This window comes from Arthrobacter sp. ISL-95 (assembly GCF_018613695.1).
Taxonomy (GTDB): domain Bacteria; phylum Actinomycetota; class Actinomycetes; order Actinomycetales; family Micrococcaceae; genus Arthrobacter.
Genome location: NZ_JAGGPR010000011.1, coordinates 76,417 through 95,403, shown reverse-complemented (window position 1 = coordinate 95,403; position 18,987 = coordinate 76,417). Strand labels below are relative to the sequence as shown.

Genomic DNA, 18,987 nt, shown 5'->3' with positions numbered 1-18,987 from the left:
GCACCAGGCACCAAAAGTGACGTTTATTCTGACTGTATGAGTTTCAATGACGGCGCACAGCTTGACCCCTCCCAGGTGGAGGACCGACGTGGCAGTGGCATGGGCCGCGGGACAAAGATCGGCGGTGGCATTGGTGGCGGCATAGTGGTGCTGCTGCTGGCACTCTTCGGCATCAATCCCAACATCCTTGGAGACCTGACCGGCGGCGGAAACCAGCCACCCGCCGTCGAAAGTGGCGGCGCAGGAGCCGGCGGCGTCCAGGAATGCCAGACCGGTGCCGACGCGGACAAACGCCTGGACTGTCGGATCACCGGCACGGTGAACAGCCTTAATGCATTCTGGCCCGACTACCTGGCGGACTACAACGTCCAGTATCCGCGGCCAAAGACTGTGATCTTCAGTGAGGCCACCAACACCGGCTGCGGTGCGGCTTCCAGCGCCGTGGGCCCCTTCTACTGCCCTGCAGACACCACCGCCTACTTCGACCCCGGCTTCTTCGATGAACTGGTGACCCGGTTCGGTTCCTCGGGAGGTCCCTTGGCACAGGAGTACGTAGTTGCCCATGAATTCGGGCACCACGTCCAGAACATCCTTGGAAACCTGGACCAGGCCCAGCAGGATCCGCAAGGGCCGCAATCAGGTGCGGTGCGGGTGGAACTCCAAGCCGACTGCTATGCGGGACTTTGGGTCCGCCACGCCACGACGCAGACGGATGCGAGCGGGAAGCCTTTCCTTGACCCCCTGACCCAGCAGGATCTGCAGGATGCGCTGTCCGCCGCTTCCGCCGTCGGCGATGACCGCATTCAGGAAGCCGCCACCGGCCGAGTCTCGCCTGAGTCTTGGACCCACGGCTCCAGCGAGCAGCGGCAGAAATGGTTCTACCAGGGGTACACCACGGGCGACATCAACAAGTGCGACACCTTCGGTGTAGCTGCGCCCTAAGCATCACAACATGAAAAAGGAAGGGTTCCGGGTGATATCCCCGGAACCCTTCCTTATACCCGCTTGGCGGGCGAATGCTGATCAGATGTTGAAGCCCAGGGCCCTCATCTGGTCCTTGCCGTCATCGGTGATCCGCTCGGGACCCCATGGCGGCATCCATACCCAGTTCAGGCGCCAGTCATCAACCACGCCGTCGAGGGACTTGCCAACCTGCTCTTCAAGCACGTCCGTCAGCGGGCAAGCCGCAGTGGTCAGTGTCATGTCGATCAGGAGCGCGCCGTCGTCGTCGGAGTACTTGAGTCCGTAGAGCAGGCCCAAGTCCACAATGTTGACCCCGAGTTCAGGGTCAATGACGTCCTTGAGCGCTTCCTCGACGTCCTCGAGGCTGGTTCGCGCCGTGTTGATTTCGGTCATGGAACGATCCTAACTAGGCCTGCACAGCAGGAGCAACGGCAACGCCGGCGCCGGGAGCGTAGCGGTCGTAGCCCTCTTCTTCAAGACGGTCCGCGAGCTCCGGGCCGCCCTCTTCAACAACCTTGCCGTCAACGAACACGTGAACGAACTCCGGCTTGATGTAGCGCAGGATGCGGGTGTAGTGGGTGATGAGCAGAGTGCCCATGTTGCCCTCTTCGTGGGCACGGTTGACGCCCTCGGAGACAACCTTCAAAGCGTCAACGTCGAGGCCGGAGTCGGTCTCGTCAAGGATGGCGAACTTCGGCTTGAAGAGTTCAAGCTGAAGGATTTCAACTCGCTTCTTCTCACCACCGGAGAAGCCCTCGTTGACGTTGCGCTGTGCGAAGTCGGCGTCGATACGGAGCTGCTGCATGGCCGCCTTGACGTCCTTGGTCCACGTACGCAGGGCCGGCGCTTCGCCGTCGATCGCAGTTTTGGCGGTGCGCAGGAAGTTGGTCATGGTGACCCCGGGAACCTCTACCGGGTACTGCATGGCCAGGAAGACGCCTGCACGGGCGCGCTCGTCGACGCTCATTTCCAGCACATCTTCGCCGTCCAAAGTGATGGTGCCGCTGGTGACGTTGTAGCGCGGGTGGCCGGCGATGGTGGAGGCCAGCGTGGACTTGCCCGAACCGTTGGGGCCCATGATGGCGTGCGTTTCACCGGTCCTGATGGTGAGGCTGACGCCCTTCAGGATCTCCTTGGTGCCCTGCTCCGTCTCGATGCTGACGTGCAGGTCCTTGATTTCAAGAGTTGACATGCTCTTCTTTCTTCCGTTCGTAAGTCTGGCGGTACTGGGCGCTCAGTAGTGATCTACCGAGGCGCCGTTCACAACGTTGGTCACGTCCACGTAAACGTCGTCCCCGTCGATGGTGACGGCGAAAACGGGGACGGGGTCATAAGCAGGCAGCTGGAGTGGCTGTCCGCTGCGGAGGTCGAACTGGGAACCGTGTCCCCAGCATTCAATCGCGCAGCCTTCAACCTCACCCTCGGACAACGAGATGTCCGCGTGCGAGCAGGTATCGGCGATGGCATGGATCTCGCCCATCGAGTCCCTGACGATTGCTACGGGGTAGTCATCAATCAGGACGCGCAGCGCTTGCTTGACCTGGATGTCATTGGCGTTGCATACCAGTTCGCCCTTGGTGTCTTCACTCATTGTTTGCTCTGCCTGGCCTGTCTTAGTTGTCGGTCGCGGCGAGTTCGCGCTCAACGGCTGCGGTCAGGCGATCTTCGATTGCCGGGACCTTGATCTGCTGGATGATCTCGTTGAGGAAGCCTCGGACCACCAGGCGGCGGGCAACCTTTTCCGGGATGCCACGGGCCATGAGGTAGAACAGGTGCTCGTCATCGAAACGTCCGGTGGCGCTGGCGTGGCCTGCACCCTCAATCAAACCGGTTTCGATCTCAAGGTTGGGAACTGAGTCCGCGCGCGCACCATCGGTGAGGACAAGGTTGCGGTTGGCCTCGTAAGTATCCGTACCCTCAGCTTCCTTGCGGATCAGGACGTCGCCCACCCACACGCTGTGGGCGTTGCGGCCCTGAAGGGCACCCTTGTAGAGAACGCGTGACTTGCAGTTGGCCACTGCGTGGTCAACGAACAGGCGCTGCTCAAGGTGCTGTCCGGCGTCAGCGAAGTACAGGCCGAACATTTCGACGTCGGCACCCGGGGCAGTGAAGCGCGTGGACGGGGTGACGCGTACGAGGTCGCCGCCAAGGCTGACCACGATGTGCTTGAACTTGGCATCGCGGCCGATCTTTGCCTGCTGCGACGACGCATGGACTGCGTTGTCTGCCCATTCCTGCAAGGAAACAACTGTCAGTTCAGCGCCGTCTTCAACAATGATCTCCACATTCTCGGAGACAACTGCCGAGCCCTGGTGGTCCAGAACCACAACGGCTTTGGAGAAGCGTTCGGCCACAATCACGATGTGCTGCGCAGACGGTGCCTCGCCGGCCCCGTTGATCAGCACAGAAACTTCACTCTCAGCCTGGAGCTCGGCAGGAACGGTGACGACCGTTGCTTCCGAGAAGTTCTCCCACGCGTTGGCGGATACGAGGTCCTCCGGAATGGCAGCCTGGCCGATGCGCTTGTCATCGCGACCCACGGTCTCAACAACGACGCCCGACGGGGCAGTTACGTTGACTACCGGAGCTGCACCGTTGAGGACCTCGGTGTGGAGGCCGCGCAGGCGCTTCAACGGGGTGAAGCGCCAGTCTTCCTCGAGGCCGTTCAACGGCTTGAAGTCCGCCACCTTGTAAGAGGTGAGACGGCCTGCACGAGAGCTGTCCGGGATGCCTACGCCGCCACCATGCGAGTGGCTCTTGGCCGAAGCGCCGGCGAGCGGACCAGCGGAAGGCTGCTCCGACGTCGTGCTGGTGTTCGTTCCGGTGTTGACGGGCGAAAGGTTCTCGCCTTCCTCGGTGAAGCCGTTGATAAACGGCTGCGCCGAGGGCGCGCCGATGCGCGCCTTTTCAGTAGTGATATCAGTCATTGTTAACCGACGGACCCTTCCATCTGCAGTTCAATCAGGCGGTTCAGCTCAAGAGCGTATTCCATGGGCAGTTCACGGGCGATCGGCTCGATGAAGCCGCGCACGATCATGGCCATGGCCTCGTCTTCAGGCATTCCGCGGGACATCAGATAGAAGAGCTGCTCTTCGCTGACGCGTGAAACGGTGGCCTCGTGGCCCATGACAACGTCATCCTCGCGGATATCGATGTACGGGTACGTGTCCGAGCGGGAAATGGTGTCCACCAGGAGGGCGTCGCAACGGACCGTGTTGGCCGAGTGCTTGGCGCCTTCGCGCACCTGGACCAGGCCGCGGTACGCGGCACGGCCGCCGCCACGGGCCACGGACTTGGAAATGATGGAGCTCTTGGTGTTCGGCGCGATGTGCACCATCTTGGAGCCGGTGTCCTGGTGCTGGCCCTCGCCTGCGAAAGCGATGGACAACGTCTCACCCTTGGCGTGCTCGCCAACAAGGTAGACGGCCGGGTACTTCATGGTCACCTTGGAGCCGATGTTGCCATCGATCCACTCCATGGTGGCGCCCTCTTCGCAGATGGCGCGCTTGGTGACCAGGTTGTACACGTTGGTGGACCAGTTCTGGATGGTGGTGTAGCGGACGCGGGCGCCCTTCTTCACGATGATCTCCACAACGGCCGAGTGCAGGGAATCCGAGGTGTAGATCGGAGCCGTGCAGCCTTCGATGTAGTGAACGTAGGAGTCCTCGTCGGCAATGATCAACGTGCGCTCGAACTGGCCCATGTTCTCCGTGTTGATACGGAAGTAGGCCTGCAGCGGGATGTCCACGTGCACGCCCTTTGGCACATACACGAACGAACCGCCGGACCATACAGCCGTGTTCAATGAGGCGAACTTGTTGTCGCCCACGGGAATGATTGTGCCGAAGTACTCCTGGAAGATCTCCGGGTGCTCGCGCAGTGCGGTGTCAGTATCCAGGAAGATCACGCCCTGGGCTTCCAGGTCCTCACGGATCTGGTGGTAGACAACCTCGGACTCGTACTGGGCTGCGACACCGGAAACCAAGCGGCTGCGCTCAGCTTCGGGGATGCCCAGCTTTTCGTAGGTGTTCCGGATGTCTTCCGGAAGGTCTTCCCACGTCGCCGCCTGCTTCTCGGTGGAACGCACAAAGTATTTGATGTTGTCGAAGTCGATGCCTGAGAGGTCTGCACCCCAGGTAGGCATGGGCTTGCGGTCGAAGTACTTCAGGCCCTTAAGCCGCAGATCGAGCATCCATTGGGGCTCGTTCTTCTTCGAGGAGATATCGCGGACGACCTCCTCGTTGAGGCCACGACGGGCATTTGCGCCTACGTCGTTCTTGTCGGCCCAGCCGTACTCGTAGTTTCCGATACCGTGCAGTTCGGGATTCTTTTCCAGAATCTCCGAGATCACAGTGCCTTCGGCTACCGCTTTCTCTGCTATTTGGTCCGTCATCACGGCCTTTCTTGCTGGTTGTTTGATTCCTGGTACGGACTCCCGGACTGCTCTGCGGCATCCGGAGATGCCGTGGCAGCCGGGCGCCCGGTAGGTATGTGGGTGGTGCAAACGTGTCCGCCCTGCGCGAGCGTGGAAAGGCGCCGGACATCGACGCCCACCAAGCGGGAGAAAACCTTGGTCTCGGTATCGCAAAACACCGGGAACTCCGCAGCGAGCCGCTGAATCGGGCAGTGACCCTGGCAAAGCTGGACGCTGGACAGCGCGGCGGGCAACGGGGCCTTGGCCTCAATGGAGTGGGCTGAAGCAACGAAACGATCGCGGCTGAGAGCCTTGGAAAGTGCCATGGCCCGGGCAGTAATGTCATCTCCGGCGGCCTCGACCTCCGGAGCGTAGCGCCGTTCCATGTCGGAGAAGCGCTCCTCCGCGTATTCACGGACTGCGTCTTCGCCGGCGAGTTCCTGGAGCCGCCGGAGCGCCGAGCTCGCGATGTTCAGGTAGTCGTCGCCAAGTGTGGATTGGCCTTGGGAGCTCAGGACGTAACGGCGTGCGGGACGCCCCGCGCCGGAACCGGCCTTGGCCACACGCTTGACCTCGATCACCCCGCTGCGCTCCAAGTGGTCAAGGTGGCGGCGGACTGCAGCCGGTGTAAAGCCGAGGAGATCGCCGAGTTCCGCAGCGCTCACCGGGCCGTTCTCAAGAACGGCACTCAGGACGCGGTCCCTTGTGCGGTCATCCGCGTCCGGCAGCACAGGCGGGGCAACGAATGCCTCTGCCGCTGCAGCATGCCGTGTTGAGGGCATGGACGTTGGACTGCTCATGGAATACACAACACAATCATGTCGTAATTTGTTTCATGCATCCAGTAAGGCAAGACTGACCTTGGCAAGCCGCCAAGTGTGACCGTACTACTTCCCGTAGAATACTCTGGTGCGATCCCCCGATTCCCCTGTCCTCACCATAGATGGACTCATTAAGGACGTAGGCCCCCTGGCCTCCCTTGACGGCAAAATGCTCAGGGTGGTCAGCGGGCTGTCCCTCGTAGCCGAACGCGGCCAGGTGACCGCCCTGTTAGGGGCAAACGGCGCCGGCAAAACCACCACCCTGGAATGTGCCCAAGGCCTCCAGAAACGAACAGGCGGCAGTGTTTCCCTGCTTGGCGGGGACCCGGATACCGCAGGTGCCGACTTGAGATCCCGCGTAGGGGTGATGCTCCAGGACGGCGGCCTTCCGCCGTCGGCCCGTCCCATTCCCTTGTTGCGGCACGTCGCCGGCATGTACCAAAAGCCCATGAACGTTGACGCCCTGGTGGAACGGTTGGGAATCAACCAGTTCAGCCGGACCAACGTGCGCCGACTTTCCGGAGGGCAAAAGCAGCGGCTGGCACTGGCGGCGGCGCTGGTGGGCAATCCTGAAATCCTGTTTCTCGACGAGCCCAGCGCCGGCCTGGATCCACAGTCCCGGCAGATGGTTTTCGACCTCATTGCCGAGCTCAGGGACGCCGGGATGGGCATTGTCCTGACAACCCACCTGATGGATGACGCGGAGCGTTTGGCGGATTACGTCTACATCATCGACGGCGGTCACAACGTGGTTGAGGGAACAGTCGCCGAGTTGCTCCGGCACCACCACACTGCGGACTCTGCCATCACGGACCGCACGCTCTACTTCGACGCCCCCGGAGGGCTGAGCCTGAACGGTGTAGTTGGTGCGGGACTCCAGGTAACAGAGTCCCGCCCCGGAAGTTACGCCATCACCGGCGCGATCACGCCCAAAGACCTTGCATCACTTACTGCCTGGTGGGCTGAACGGGATATCATGCCTGCTTCGCTTCGGTTGGAAGCCCGGCGCCTGGAAGACGTATTCCTGGACATTTCCGGAAGGGACCTCCGATGAGCAAGCTCCTCTCCCCCAACGCCGGACCGGCATCCTTGCCCCGCAGGATCATGCAGCAGGGGCGCTATGAGACCATCACCATGCTACGCAACGGTGAGCAACTGATCCTCGCTGTCGTCCTGCCCTTAATGGCACTCGTGGGCCTGGCTGTCACTCCGTTGTTGGACGGCCTCGGCGGGTCCCGTGTAGACGTCGCAACACCTGGGGTCCTGGCACTATGTGCCATGTCAACGGCGTTCACCGGCCAAGGCATCGCTACCGGCTTTGACCGGCGCTACGGGGTTCTCCGATTTCTGTCCACCACGCCCCTGGGCCGGGGCGGACTCATCGCGGGCAAGATCCTCGCCGTGCTGGTAGTCCTGTTTCTTCAGGTCCTGGTAGTGGCTGCAGTAGCCGGCCTGCTGGGATGGCAACCACGGCCGGAGGCATGGCTTCCCGGGCTCGGGCTGCTGGTTCTCGGCGCGGCTGCCTTTACTGCGCTCGGTTTGCTGGTGGCCGGTACAGTACGGCCGGAAGCTACCCTGGCGATCACCAACCTGCTATGGATCCTCCTCGGGGCCTTGGGTGGCATCGTGGTTCCGGCCGATCGGTTGCCCTCATTGCTTCAGGGCATAGTGCACTTTCTTCCTTCCGGGGCCTTGGGCCAATCGCTTCGGGACGCCTTCCTGTTGGGCAGTGTTCCTTTACCCGCCGTTCTAGTCCTCCTGCTGTGGACCGTACTAGCCGGCGCGGCGGCCATCCGATGGTTCAAGTGGAACTAACAAGCCCAGGCACCAACCACCAACGCAGAACTGAGAAGTGAGAAAACTGTGAGCACGGCATCGCGCCTCCCGAAAACCGTCCAGCGATTAACGTCCAAGCTGCCCACCGAGGTCAACAAGACCGTACGCCGCCTGGCATTGTTCTCACTTATTGGGCAGACAGTCCTGGTGGTAACAGGTGGCGCCGTGCGACTCACCGCTTCCGGCCTGGGGTGCCCCACATGGCCGCGCTGCACCAGCGACTCGTTGGTCAACACGCCGGAGATGGGCATCCATGGGTTCATTGAATTCGGCAACCGCCTTCTGACCTTTGCCCTCGCCGCTGTTGCCGCCATGATGTTGGTGTACTTGTGGAACCTTCGCAAGGAACGTCGCGATCTCTTCATGCTCGCCCTGGGCCTTCTTGCCAGCATCCCGGCTCAGGCGATCATCGGTGGAATCACGGTCCTGTCCAACCTCAACCCCTGGGTTGTGGGTCTGCACTTCCTTGTTTCCATGGCGCTGGTGGTCTTTGCCACGCTGTTGGTCAACCGGGCTTACGGACGGACAGGCCGCTTCATGAACCGCACCATGCCGTCCCTTCCCTCCGTTGCCCGCCCTTTGATGCTCGCTGTTGCAGTTTTCTCTGCACTTTCGGTGATGCTGGGTGTCGTCGTGACGGGAGCCGGGCCACATGCCGGAGACGCAGATGCGCCCCGCAATGACCTCGACTGGGACCTTTTCTCACACATCCACGCAGTACCGGCCTACCTCATCACCGCTGGAACACTCCTCGCGGTGTACTTGGTGTTCCGCCACAAGATCCGCGGTCCGTTCCGGACGGCGGCCTACTTGCTGCTGGGCGTGACCTTGCTGCAGGCTGTCATTGGCTTTACCCAGTACTACAACGGCATCCCGGCACTGTTGGTGGGTGCACACATGTTCGGTGCCGCTGTCTTGATGAGCGCGGCCACCAACGCGGCTGACCTCGCGAAGCACAGCCCGGCAAACTAGCTCTCTCTAGGCCCGGATGAGTTGGGCAGGGTTGGATCGCGACGCCACTAGAGCCGGGTACAGAGCGGACAGCGTTCCGCTGGCCATGCCGGCTCCTATTCCCCACAACGAGGCGTACCAAGGGATGACGGCTGCCCAGCCCTCAGCGGAGGCGTAGAGCAGGACCGAGCCCATACCCACTGATGCCCCGGCGGCACCGCCCAAAACGCCAACCACGGCACCTTCCAGCAGGAACATCGAAGCCAGCGGTCCCCTTCGCATGCCCAGTGCAAGCCGCAACGCAATTTCGTGCGACCTCGCCAAAACACCAAGGTACATCGTGGTTCCGGCGCTCAGGCAGGCGATGGCGAGAAGGACACTGGAGACGATGGCAATCAGACGGCCAAGATCAGCGTCAATCCCTTGTTTGAGGTCCCTAAGGTCTGCCACGGTTTGCACTTTCACGGCGCCTGTCTCAGTAGGGCTCAAAGCCTTCGGCAGCGCCTCCGCGATGGCCGCCGGCATGCCGGGATCTGTCCGTAGGACCAAGCTGGCTGCAACTCCGTTGGTCACGGGATAGGACCCGACACCCACCACCACCGACCCTGGAAGCATCGGATCCCTCCCCGGATTCTCGATGATGCCCACCACCGGTACCGGCTCACCATACAGCCACATGACGACGCCGGGACCCGGGCGTGCGATTCCGAGTTGGCTGGCAGCGTCTTGACCAAGGACGGCGACCGGGCCTCCGAAAGACTGATCAAGCAGGCTGGCATCGCCGTAGAAAATGGTGGCCCCTTGGAGTCGGAAATATGCGGAATCAGCCACCCGGACTGCTCCGGTGAAGACAGGCTGTTCGGGAAAGGACCCAGGACGGAAGGTCGAAGGCTGCACTATGGACGCCGATAGCTCGGCAATGACTCCGGCCTCCAGAACATTGGGCAGCTTCTTTGCCTGCTCAAGATCGGCAGTCACTTTTTCCCACGAGGCGTATCCGCCCTCACGCGTAGCCCGCACTTCGTCGCTGGCGGCTGCGTCGATCCTCGCGGACACCTTAATGGCTGCACTCTCGCTCAGCCCCATGGCCGCTACGAGTCCTCCGCTCCCCAGCAGGAAAGCCAGCACCAGCAGAAGGGCCTTGGCCGGGCGGACCGTCAACGCAGACAGCGCGTCCGCAGTCACATCTGAAGCTTCGTGGTGGATGTGCCGGACAAGGTGATGGGGAGCGGAACTGTCCTTTGGTGCTATTGGCGCGTCGATGTGGGCAGTAGCAGAGAGGGTGTCGCCCACGATAAGCCCATCCCGCATTGTGACGACCCGATCAGCAGCAGCAGCGATGCCAGGGTCATGGGTGACCAGGACAACGGTGGTTCCTGTGGCGTGAAGCTCGCGGAGATGGTCCAGGACTATCCCGCCGTTGTCAGTGTCCAGGCTGCCTGTTGGTTCATCAGCGAGCACAATTTTCGGGCTTCCTATGACGGCACGAGCAATTGCCAGCCGCTGCCGTTCGCCCCCGGAGAGCAAGGAAGCGGGGATGGCCGCCTTGTGCGCTAGGCCAAACTTGTGAAGTGAGGGCATCACCAGTCGCTTTTGGATGGACAGACCAATCCCCCGTGCCCGGAGTCCGAGGACGGCATTACGAGCGGCCGTATCGCGTCCCACCATGTGCGAATCCTGAAAAACGAAACCGAAGAGACTTGCGCGTCGCTCAGCTCTCTGCCGCTCGCTCAGGCCCGATACGTCTTTACCCTCCACCAAGTAGGTTCCTGCCGAAGCCGTGTCCAAAAGGCCGAGGATATTAAGTAGCGTCGATTTTCCCGAGCCGGAGGAGCCAACAATGGCTACGAACTCGCCTTGATGGATGTCGAGGTGCAGTCCGGCCAGGGCTTGCGCGCCGGAAAATCCGCGCCGGACGTCCTGCATGCTGAGAATCGGACGGCGTGGTGGTTGAGCGGCCGCTTCGTGGACATAGCTGTGTGAAGTCATTGCAACTTGACTTCGTCGCCGGGCGCCAAACCGTCAATGTCGGCAATTGCCGCCCACCCGTCCGCCTGTGCCAACACCTTTACCGTCATTCTTTGCGGCTCACCGCTCTTTTGCAGCACCACATAGGGTGCCCCTTCTTCCTGCCGTACCGCGATCAGGGGTACGGCCAGGGACTCCGCGGCGGCGCTGCCTGCGGTCACGGTGACGGACTGGTCCGCGGCGAATCCCTGCGCGCCGGGTGGGACTGCAAGCGTAATGTCCTTTCCGGGGATTTCGTTCTTGCTTTGGTCTCCTTCCAAAAAGTCGCTGACGTGCACTACCTTGGTCTCGAGTACTGCGGAGCCTGCGCGTACTGTAATGGCCCCGCCTACAGGAAAACTCTCGGACTGGACAACGTCGGCACGGGCAACAATGGAGTCGTCAGCAATCCTCACTTGGGCAACAATGCCATCCTCACCCAGAACCGATCCGTTGCCTGCCATGGCGGCAATTGTCCCTGTATCTCCGGGCACTTGAACGAATTCCTTCCACCGGAAAACCACGCCGTCGGGAGACTCCTTGGCAGAAAGGGGCTGAGGGTCCGCGTCCCCGGTTTTGATCGCTTTCGACGAAGGTGCCGCGGTTGGCGCTTCGTAACCGGTGGCTCTATACCAGTCGATCAAGGCATGTCGCGTGCTCGTGTCGAACGTATCCGTTGAGGAAACGGTGTAGCCAAAACTGGCCAGAGCGGTGTGCAAAGCTGCGACGTCCGGGCCCGAATCACCCAGCTCGATGTCGCGGTATAACGGCACACTGCTGGGCAGCAGGAGTAACGGCCTCCCTGACACAGCGGCCACCAGCTGGCCGGGAGTCACCACGCTTCCGATTGCTTTTGGGGTTGCCGTCAGGACCAGCCTGTCAACACCTTCGGAGGGGCTCGCTTTGATCGCGAACTGCGTACCCGCCACAACCTTCCCGGAGAGCACCACCTGTTTGATGACGGCGCGACGCTCCACGGTCGCCGAGACGGGGATCACCGTGGGCGTTGCCGCCGATGGTTCTGTGCCGGCAACGCTGCTGGCGCCAGTCCAGTACGCAGCGCCAAGGCCTGCAAGGACTACCACCAGTACTGCTGGAATGAGCCACCATCGCGGAACGCGCCTCATGGCGCTGCCCGGCGGGGTCACCTCAGAGTCTTGCATCAGCCACACCATGGTCCCGAAGTATTTGCTTGGCCCTTTCCACGGCGTCTGCCTTCTCTTCTGCCAAGGCGTTGAGCTCAGCCTGATGGTCCTTCATCTGCGCTGCCTGGTACTCAGCGAGAATGTCATAAGGTTTCCTGGCACCGCCGCTCGAGTCCTTGCAGTCAAGTCCAAGCAGGGCAACACGTATCTCGTCCTCTTTTGACCCGCTCGATTGCAGGCTCCACGAACCCTGCTCAGTCAGTGTCAGACCGTTCTCGGCCAGGCAGTTCTCCCAACTCTGCCGAAAGGCCAAGTACTCTGGGTCGCGCTCCGTTAGTCCCACGGCGATATCCGAGATCTGGTTCTGTATGGACGTGTCGCCAACCAAACCCTCCAGGAGTTCGGGCAGCCCAGCGCGCCCAACAGACGTGGTGCACCTGGCTTCAACCTCCTGATGCTCAGCGCTGAGTTTGGGGCGCTCCGGTTGTTGGTCCATAACACCAGGGATTTTCCGGATCTCTGGCATGGCACCGTTCCTGGCAGCCAACGTACGTGACCATTGGCCATATCTGCTGTCCTGGAGGGCCTTGCCACCGCCTCCCCAAGGAGCCACGGTGAAGCCCGCGTTTTTGACACAGTCGAAGATGAGGGACGCGACCGCCGAATTGACCAGGACGTTTTCCCGATCCGAGTACCAGTAGGCGCTCATGGGCAGGACCACCTCGCCCGTGGCATCGTTGAGCGAGGCCCGTGCCCCAGCACCCGCAGAACGATCGACGGCGGGCAAGCTAACGGCGGGCCCTGTCCCCGGTGGACGGTCGGGAGCGCTGCACCCCGTGCCGGCGACCGCAACAAGCATCGCCAGCACGGCCAGAGTCGCTGAGGTCCCCCTTCTTATCTTGAACGACAAGAGACTAGCCCCAGACGCTCGTGATTTCATCGTCCCAGTTCCGGGTGGGGGTCATGTAGAGACCGCGCAGATCATTTGAGGCATTGCCGGCGCGAAAGACCACATTGTTGCCGGCGAAATTGTTGTCAACATAGAAATAGACATACGGCGACGCCGGATCCGTGGCGGGTCCGATCACTAGGGAACTCCCCTTATCATTGGAGTCCACCCCCACGTTGTAGGTGACCCAGCCAAAAGATCGCGGGGTTCCGGTGAACCAGTAATCGTCATAGAGGCATACTCGTGCGGTTGAGCAGGACGGTGCGGCCTGGGCTGCGGTTACACCAGTCAGTACCGAGGCTGAAGCAACTGCCAACACTCCGGCGGTGCGCAAGATGTTTTTCATGAATATCCCCTAGGTTCGTGCGAGGCGGGACAGCTCTGTCCCAGCACGAACGCTAAGGGTTTGAGGTCAGCACCTAGACGCGTTCGTCGCTAATTAGGTGGCGCTCGGGCAAGAATTAGGTGCCTAAAACCCCAAACTAGGTGCTGTGACATGACTTCTAGGTGGTGAGCGTTCACACGGTGACCCTGAGGCGTCACCGCCGGGGTCCGACATACTGTTCCTATGCTGGCCACAACAGTTTTGGTAGAGGGCGCAAGTGACCGACTGGCGGTCGAGGCACTGGCAGTCCGCTGGGGATATGACCTCGTGTCACAAGGAGTCTCAGTGGTTCCCATGGGCGGGGCCACCAGCATCGGCCACTTCCTGAATCGCTTCGGCCCGAACGGAGCCGGCCACCGGCTGCTCGGCCTTTGTGACGCGCGGGAGTCCCCTGGCGTCGCCAGGGCACTTGCAAGAGCAGGGATTGGATCCGGTCCTTTGGAAGGGTTCGGGTTTCAGGTCTGCACTGCAGATCTTGAAGACGAGCTCATCCGCAGCCTAGGCGTTGATGTGGTGCTCAACGTGATCGCCAATCAAGGTGAGCTTGCATCGTTTGAGCTTCTCCAGCGCCAGCCGTCGCTGCGGGACCTACCTGTGGAAGCACAGCTGCGGAGGTTCTTCGGTGGACGAAGCGGCAACAAGATCCGGTACGCGCCCCTGATGGTCTCTGCACTACCCTCCGGCGAGGCTCCTCCCCCGCTGGCTCGATTGGTTGCATCTTTTGAGATGTGAGCGAGCGTTGGGTTCAAGCCCGAGGGATGTGAGCGAGCGTTGGGGGTGCAAAAAGCGGCGACGCCGGCACTCTGGCGAGTACCGGCGTCGAACGTTGTTGCTTGAGGAGTAGCTGCGGAGCTTAGGCGCCGACGATCGCTGAGCCGACAAACGGGTCGACGGCCAATGCGATAAAAAGCAACGTCAGGTAGCTGATGGAGCCGTGGAACACCTTCATGGCGCCCTTGTTGGACACGTCGCCACCCTGTGCGCGCTTGTACAAGGCGTGGCTTTCGTAGAGGAACCAGGCTCCGGCAGCAACAGCGACGATGGTGTAGACCCAGCCGGCCCCGCCCACAGGAATCATCAGCAATGAGCAGGCAACCATGGCCCAGGCGTAGAGGACTACCTGGACAGAGACCACTTTTGCGCCGGCAATGGCGCCAAGCATGGGCACGTTGGCGTTGCGGTAATCCTCGCCGTACCTCATGGACAGCGGCCAGTAGTGAGGAGGAGTCCAGAGGAAGATCACCATGAAGAGCACAATGGCGGGCCACTCGACGGTGTTGGTGACGGCCGCCCAGGCGATGAGAACCGGGAAGCATCCGGCAGCGCCACCCCAGACGATGTTCTGAGCCGTGCGACGCTTCAGGATCATGGTGTAGATGACCACATAGAAGACGATCGCGCCGAGGCCCAACCAAGCAGAAAGCGGGTTGGCGCCGAACCACAGGATTGCGATCGAAGCGGCCCCCAGTATCCAGGCGAAGATCAGCGCCTCGCGCGGAGTCACTTCACCGGTCACCAACGGACGCTTTTCCGTGCGGTGCATCAGTTTGTCGATGTCGCGGTCGATGTAGCAGTTGAAGACACCGGCGCTGCCGGCAGCGAATGCGCCACCGACGAGGGTAGCCAGGATCAGCCCTATGGATGGGAAGCCGCGTTGGGCAAAGATCATGGTAGGCAGTGTGCTGACCAGGAGCAGTTCGATGACCCGGGGTTTAGTCAGAGCCAGGTACGCCTTGAATTTACGGGACAATCCGATGCTTCCCCGGGCCGGGGACGCGTTAAGGGGCGTATCAGTTGTGCTCACGGCGGCAGTCACTCTGTTCTATGCTCTGGGGTTCTCGCAGCGGCTGCCGTCCCTCAAAACGGGCGCATGAACCGCTGCTGGCCTCCAAATATCATACCGTGGCGGAAAGAGGGCCGATGTCCGCAAAATACGTCAATGTTTCCGAATCTTCACTCTCCCGCCGGGCCATCGTGATTCATATAAGGGAATTTCTGTCCAGTTTGTGGGATTCCCTGAGTTCCATGACACGTTTAGGGCTAAGCTGTTGAGCAGATCAGGACACGTTGACGATCCGGGAAACCGCATTCTTGGATATCCGTGCGTCTGGATGAGAGATCAACGTTTCAATGGTGAACGGCTGGTAGACACATTGCAGCGGGCGCCATCCTGTGCTTCCTGCGTGCCGTGTCCGTACGCCTGCCGTCAGCACAGAGAGGGGCTCGGTTTTCGTGCCACATTTGGAAGAGCAAGAACTGTCATGGACCGATCTGGACAAGAAGGCAGTTGACACCGTTCGCGTGTTGGCCGCTGACGCCGTGGAGAAGGTCGGCAATGGCCACCCTGGTACGGCGATGAGCTTGGCTCCGGCAGCGTACCTGCTGTTCCAGAAGCTGATGCGCCATGACCCCAAGAACCCGGACTGGATCGGCCGCGACCGCTTTGTCCTGTCCCCCGGTCACACGTCGCTGACCCTTTACATCCAGTTGTTCCTCTCAGGTTATGGCCTGGAACTGAAGGACCTCGAGGCGCTGCGTACCTGGGGTTCATTGACCCCGGGCCACCCCGAATACAAGCACACCGCCGGTGTGGAAATCACCACCGGCCCGCTGGGCCAGGGCCTTGCCTCGGCTGTCGGTTTCGCGTACTCGCAGCGTCGCCAACGCGGTCTGTTCGACGCCGATGCTCCCGCTGGCGAGTCGCCGTTCGACCACACCATCTGGGTGATCGCTTCCGACGGCGACCTCCAGGAAGGCGTCACCTCCGAGGCGTCGTCGCTCGCAGGCCACCAGGAACTGGGCAACCTCGTAGTGATCTACGACGAGAACCACATTTCCATTGAAGACGACACCGACATCGCGTTCACCGAAGATGTCCTCAAGCGCTACGAAGCATACGGCTGGCACACCCAGCGCGTGGACTGGACCAAGACCGGCGACTACGTCGAAGACGTCCAGGAGCTTTACTCGGCACTGCTCGCTGCCAAGGCTGAGACGAACAAGCCGTCCATCATCTCGCTGCGCACCATCATCGGCTACCCGGCACCGAAGAAGCAGAACACCGGCAAAATCCACGGTTCCGCCTTGGGCGCCGAGGAAGTCGCAGCACTGAAGACCGTGCTCGGTTTCGATCCTGCCAAGTCCTTTGACGTTGACGAGGAAGTTCTGGCACACGTCCGCAAGGTCCTGGACCGCGGCGCAGAGTCACGGTCTGCCTGGCAGAGCTCGTTCGAGGCATGGCAGTCCGCCAACCCGGACGCTGCCGCCCTGTTGGAACGTGTGGAAGCCAAGAAGCTGCCCGTGGGCCTCGACGCTGCCTTGCCCGTTTTTGAGGCCGGCAAGGACGTTTCCACCCGTGCGGCTTCAGGCAAGGTCCTGAACGCCATCGGCCCGGTTCTTCCTGAGCTCTGGGGCGGTTCAGCCGACCTCGCGGAGTCCAACAACACCACCATCGAAGGTTCGCCGTCGTTCATCCCGACGTCGCGTTCAACCGATGCTTGGAAGGGCAACCCGTACGGACGCGTTCTGCACTTCGGTATCCGTGAACACGCTGCCGCGTCGATCGTGAACGGTATTTCCCTGCACGGACGCACCCGCGCTTTCTCCGGTACGTTCCTGATCTTCTCCGACTACCAGCGCCCGGCCATCCGCCTCGGCGCGCTGATGGGTGTCCCGTCCCTGTACGTGTGGACGCATGATTCCATCGGCCTGGGCGAAGACGGTCCCACCCACCAGCCGGTGGAGCAGCTCGCTTCACTGCGCGCCATCCCGGGCCTGGATGTTGTCCGCCCCGGCGACGCGAACGAGGTCTCCGCGGCATGGAAGGCCATGCTGGAGAATCACGAGAACCCGGCCGGCATTGTCCTGACCCGTCAGAACATCCCCACCTACGCCCGCGGCGAAGGCGAAGCAAATGGCGACACGTTCGGTTCCACCGCAGGTGTTGCCAAGGGCGGCTATGTGCTGGCCGAAGCCTCCAAGGGCGGCGAAACCGTTGACGCGCAGGTCATCCTCATCGGCACCGGTTCGGAAGTCCAGCTCGCCGTGCAGGCCCGCGAAGCACTCCAGGCTGAAGGCATCGCCGCCCGTGTTGTGTCCATGCCGTGTGTTGAGTGGTTCAACAAGCAGGACGAGGCTTACCGCGAGTCGGTGCTCCCCGCCTCTGTGAAGGCCCGTGTCTCGGTTGAAGCAGGCCTGGCACTGGGCTGGCGCGAATTCGTCGGCGACGCCGGCCGTTCCATCTCCCTGGAACACTTCGGCGCCTCGGCAGACTACAAGCGGCTCTTCAACGAATTCGGCATCACCGCCGAAGCCGTCGCGGCCGCAGCCAAAGACTCCCTCGCAGACTCGAACGCATAACAGTCTGTTTCCCTCTCACAGGAGAAAAAACACATGTCCAGCACTCCCACACAGCAGCTCTCTGACGCCGGCGTTTCCATCTGGCTCGATGACCTCTCCCGCACCCGCCTTGATACCGGCACCCTGCAGAAGCTCATCGACGAAAAGAACGTCGTTGGTGTGACCACCAACCCGTCGATCTTCCACGCCGCCATCACGGCCGGTACGGACTATGACGCCACCATCGCGGCCAAGGCCGCAGCCGGCGCCAGCGTCGAAGAGACCATCTTCGAAATCACCACCACGGACGTCGCCGATGCCTGCGATCTCTTCGCGCCGATCGCCGCCGCAACCAACGGCGTGGATGGCCGTGTCTCCATCGAGGTGGATCCCCGCCTTGCCTGGGACACCGCAGGTACCATCGCGGAGGCCAAGCACCTCTACGCGAAGGTCAACAAGGACAACGTCCACATCAAGATCCCGGCAACCTTGGAAGGCCTCGAAGCCATCACGGCCACCCTGGCCGAGGGCATCAGCGTCAACGTGACCCTGATTTTCTCCCTGGAGCGCTACCGCGCAGTCATCAACGCGTTCCAGTCCGGCCTTGAGCAGGCCAAGGACAACGGCCATGACCTCTCCAAGATTCACTCCGTGGCATCGTTCTTCGTCTCCCGCGTTGATTCCGAGATCGACAAGCGCCTTGACGCCATCGGCACCGATGAGGCCAAGGCACTCAAGGGCAAAGCCGGCGTAGCCAATGCACGCCTGGCCTACCAGGTCTACGAAGAGCTCTTCTCCACCGAGCGCTGGGCAGTGCTGGCCGAAGCCGGCGCCCTCCCCCAGCGCCCCCTGTGGGCCTCCACCGGCGTGAAGGACCCGGCTTACCCGGACACCCTTTACGTGACCGGACTCGTGGCAGCCGGCGTGGTTAACACCATGCCGGAAAAGACGCTCGACGCCGCTTTCGACCACGGCGTAGTCACCGGTGACACCATTACCGGTACCTACGACGAAGCGAACGAGACCCTCAACGCCCTTGAGGCCCTCGGCGTCTCTTACAACGACGTCGTCACCGTTCTTGAGACCGAAGGCCTCGAGAAGTTCGTAGGCTCCTGGAAGGAACTCCTCGCCGACATCGAAGGCGCACTCGCCACCGCACGGAAGGCCTCCTAACAAAC

At 61.6% G+C, this 18,987-nt stretch carries 18 protein-coding genes; 7 read left to right on the top strand and 11 right to left on the bottom strand.

Annotated features, from left to right (window positions below; genetic code table 11):
- Positions 1–36 precede the first annotated feature (36 nt).
- A complete protein-coding gene (locus tag J7I86_RS15645; protein ID WP_214821260.1) occupies positions 37–942 on the top strand; it encodes a neutral zinc metallopeptidase in 906 nt (301 codons plus the stop codon).
- Between the two features lie 81 nt (positions 943–1,023).
- On the opposite strand, the gene J7I86_RS15640 is transcribed toward J7I86_RS15645, so the two are convergent.
- The 6 genes from J7I86_RS15640 to J7I86_RS15615 are packed head-to-tail and all read right to left on the bottom strand — an operon-like array spanning position 1,024 to position 6,177.
- A complete protein-coding gene (locus J7I86_RS15640) occupies positions 1,024–1,356 on the bottom strand; it encodes a metal-sulfur cluster assembly factor (protein ID WP_089595078.1) in 333 nt (110 codons plus the stop codon).
- 13 nt (positions 1,357–1,369) lie between these two features.
- On the bottom strand, positions 1,370–2,155 hold the full coding sequence (sufC, locus tag J7I86_RS15635; RefSeq protein WP_214821258.1) for a Fe-S cluster assembly ATPase SufC: 786 nt from the start codon (positions 2,153–2,155) through the stop codon (positions 1,370–1,372).
- A 42-nt stretch (positions 2,156–2,197) separates the two neighbouring features.
- A complete protein-coding gene (locus tag J7I86_RS15630) occupies positions 2,198–2,554 on the bottom strand; it encodes a non-heme iron oxygenase ferredoxin subunit (protein WP_214821256.1) in 357 nt (118 codons plus the stop codon).
- Between the two features lie 22 nt (positions 2,555–2,576).
- The gene (gene sufD, locus J7I86_RS15625) at positions 2,577–3,890 is read right to left on the bottom strand and encodes a Fe-S cluster assembly protein SufD (protein ID WP_214821255.1); all 1,314 of its coding nucleotides are present in this window, start codon (positions 3,888–3,890) and stop codon (positions 2,577–2,579) included.
- A gap of 2 nt (positions 3,891–3,892) precedes the next feature.
- On the bottom strand, positions 3,893–5,356 hold the full coding sequence (gene sufB, locus J7I86_RS15620) for a Fe-S cluster assembly protein SufB (protein ID WP_024821032.1): 1,464 nt from the start codon (positions 5,354–5,356) through the stop codon (positions 3,893–3,895).
- Complete coding sequence (locus J7I86_RS15615) at positions 5,356–6,177, bottom strand: metalloregulator ArsR/SmtB family transcription factor (protein ID WP_214821254.1); 822 nt, start codon at positions 6,175–6,177, stop codon at positions 5,356–5,358. The genes sufB and J7I86_RS15615 overlap by 1 nt, the downstream gene beginning before the upstream one ends.
- 109 nt (positions 6,178–6,286) lie before the next feature.
- On the opposite strand from J7I86_RS15615, the gene J7I86_RS15610 reads away from it, so the two are divergent.
- From J7I86_RS15610 to J7I86_RS15600, 3 genes are read left to right on the top strand one after another with little or no spacing between them, the layout of a single operon-like run.
- A complete protein-coding gene (locus tag J7I86_RS15610) occupies positions 6,287–7,252 on the top strand; it encodes an ABC transporter ATP-binding protein (RefSeq protein ID WP_214821253.1) in 966 nt (321 codons plus the stop codon).
- Complete coding sequence (locus J7I86_RS15605; protein WP_214821252.1) at positions 7,249–8,013, top strand: ABC transporter permease; 765 nt, start codon at positions 7,249–7,251, stop codon at positions 8,011–8,013. The genes J7I86_RS15610 and J7I86_RS15605 overlap by 4 nt, the downstream gene beginning before the upstream one ends.
- Positions 8,014–8,061: 48 nt before the next feature.
- Entirely contained in the window at positions 8,062–9,006 is a 945-nt protein-coding gene (locus J7I86_RS15600) for a heme A synthase (protein ID WP_214821251.1), read from the top strand.
- A 6-nt stretch (positions 9,007–9,012) separates the two neighbouring features.
- Here J7I86_RS15600 and J7I86_RS15595 read toward each other — a convergent pair whose 3' ends face one another.
- The 4 genes from J7I86_RS15595 to J7I86_RS15580 form a co-directional block, all read right to left on the bottom strand.
- Complete coding sequence (locus J7I86_RS15595) at positions 9,013–10,974, bottom strand: ATP-binding cassette domain-containing protein (RefSeq protein WP_214821250.1); 1,962 nt, start codon at positions 10,972–10,974, stop codon at positions 9,013–9,015.
- A complete protein-coding gene (locus J7I86_RS15590; RefSeq protein WP_214821248.1) occupies positions 10,971–12,155 on the bottom strand; it encodes a hypothetical protein in 1,185 nt (394 codons plus the stop codon). Before J7I86_RS15590 ends, J7I86_RS15595 begins: the two co-directional genes overlap by 4 nt.
- Positions 12,142–12,924 (bottom strand): hypothetical protein, encoded by a 783-nt coding sequence (locus J7I86_RS15585; protein ID WP_214821246.1) that lies wholly within the window; start codon positions 12,922–12,924, stop codon positions 12,142–12,144. Before J7I86_RS15585 ends, J7I86_RS15590 begins: the two co-directional genes overlap by 14 nt.
- Positions 12,925–13,051: 127 nt before the next feature.
- The gene (locus tag J7I86_RS15580; RefSeq protein ID WP_214821244.1) at positions 13,052–13,432 is read right to left on the bottom strand and encodes a peptidase inhibitor family I36 protein; all 381 of its coding nucleotides are present in this window, start codon (positions 13,430–13,432) and stop codon (positions 13,052–13,054) included.
- Between the two features lie 222 nt (positions 13,433–13,654).
- Here J7I86_RS15580 and J7I86_RS15575 point away from each other — a divergent pair, with 222 nt between their 5' ends.
- Entirely contained in the window at positions 13,655–14,203 is a 549-nt protein-coding gene (locus J7I86_RS15575) for a TOPRIM nucleotidyl transferase/hydrolase domain-containing protein (RefSeq protein WP_214821242.1), read from the top strand.
- A gap of 121 nt (positions 14,204–14,324) precedes the next feature.
- Here J7I86_RS15575 and J7I86_RS15570 read toward each other — a convergent pair whose 3' ends face one another.
- Entirely contained in the window at positions 14,325–15,287 is a 963-nt protein-coding gene (locus J7I86_RS15570) for a heme o synthase (RefSeq protein WP_214821241.1), read from the bottom strand.
- A 416-nt stretch (positions 15,288–15,703) separates the two neighbouring features.
- Between J7I86_RS15570 and tkt the strand changes: the two genes are divergently transcribed.
- A complete protein-coding gene (tkt, locus tag J7I86_RS15565; protein ID WP_309476743.1) occupies positions 15,704–17,830 on the top strand; it encodes a transketolase in 2,127 nt (708 codons plus the stop codon).
- Positions 17,831–17,863: 33 nt separating this feature from the next.
- Positions 17,864–18,982 (top strand): transaldolase, encoded by a 1,119-nt coding sequence (tal, locus tag J7I86_RS15560; protein WP_214821240.1) that lies wholly within the window; start codon positions 17,864–17,866, stop codon positions 18,980–18,982.
- Positions 18,983–18,987 lie beyond the last annotated feature (5 nt).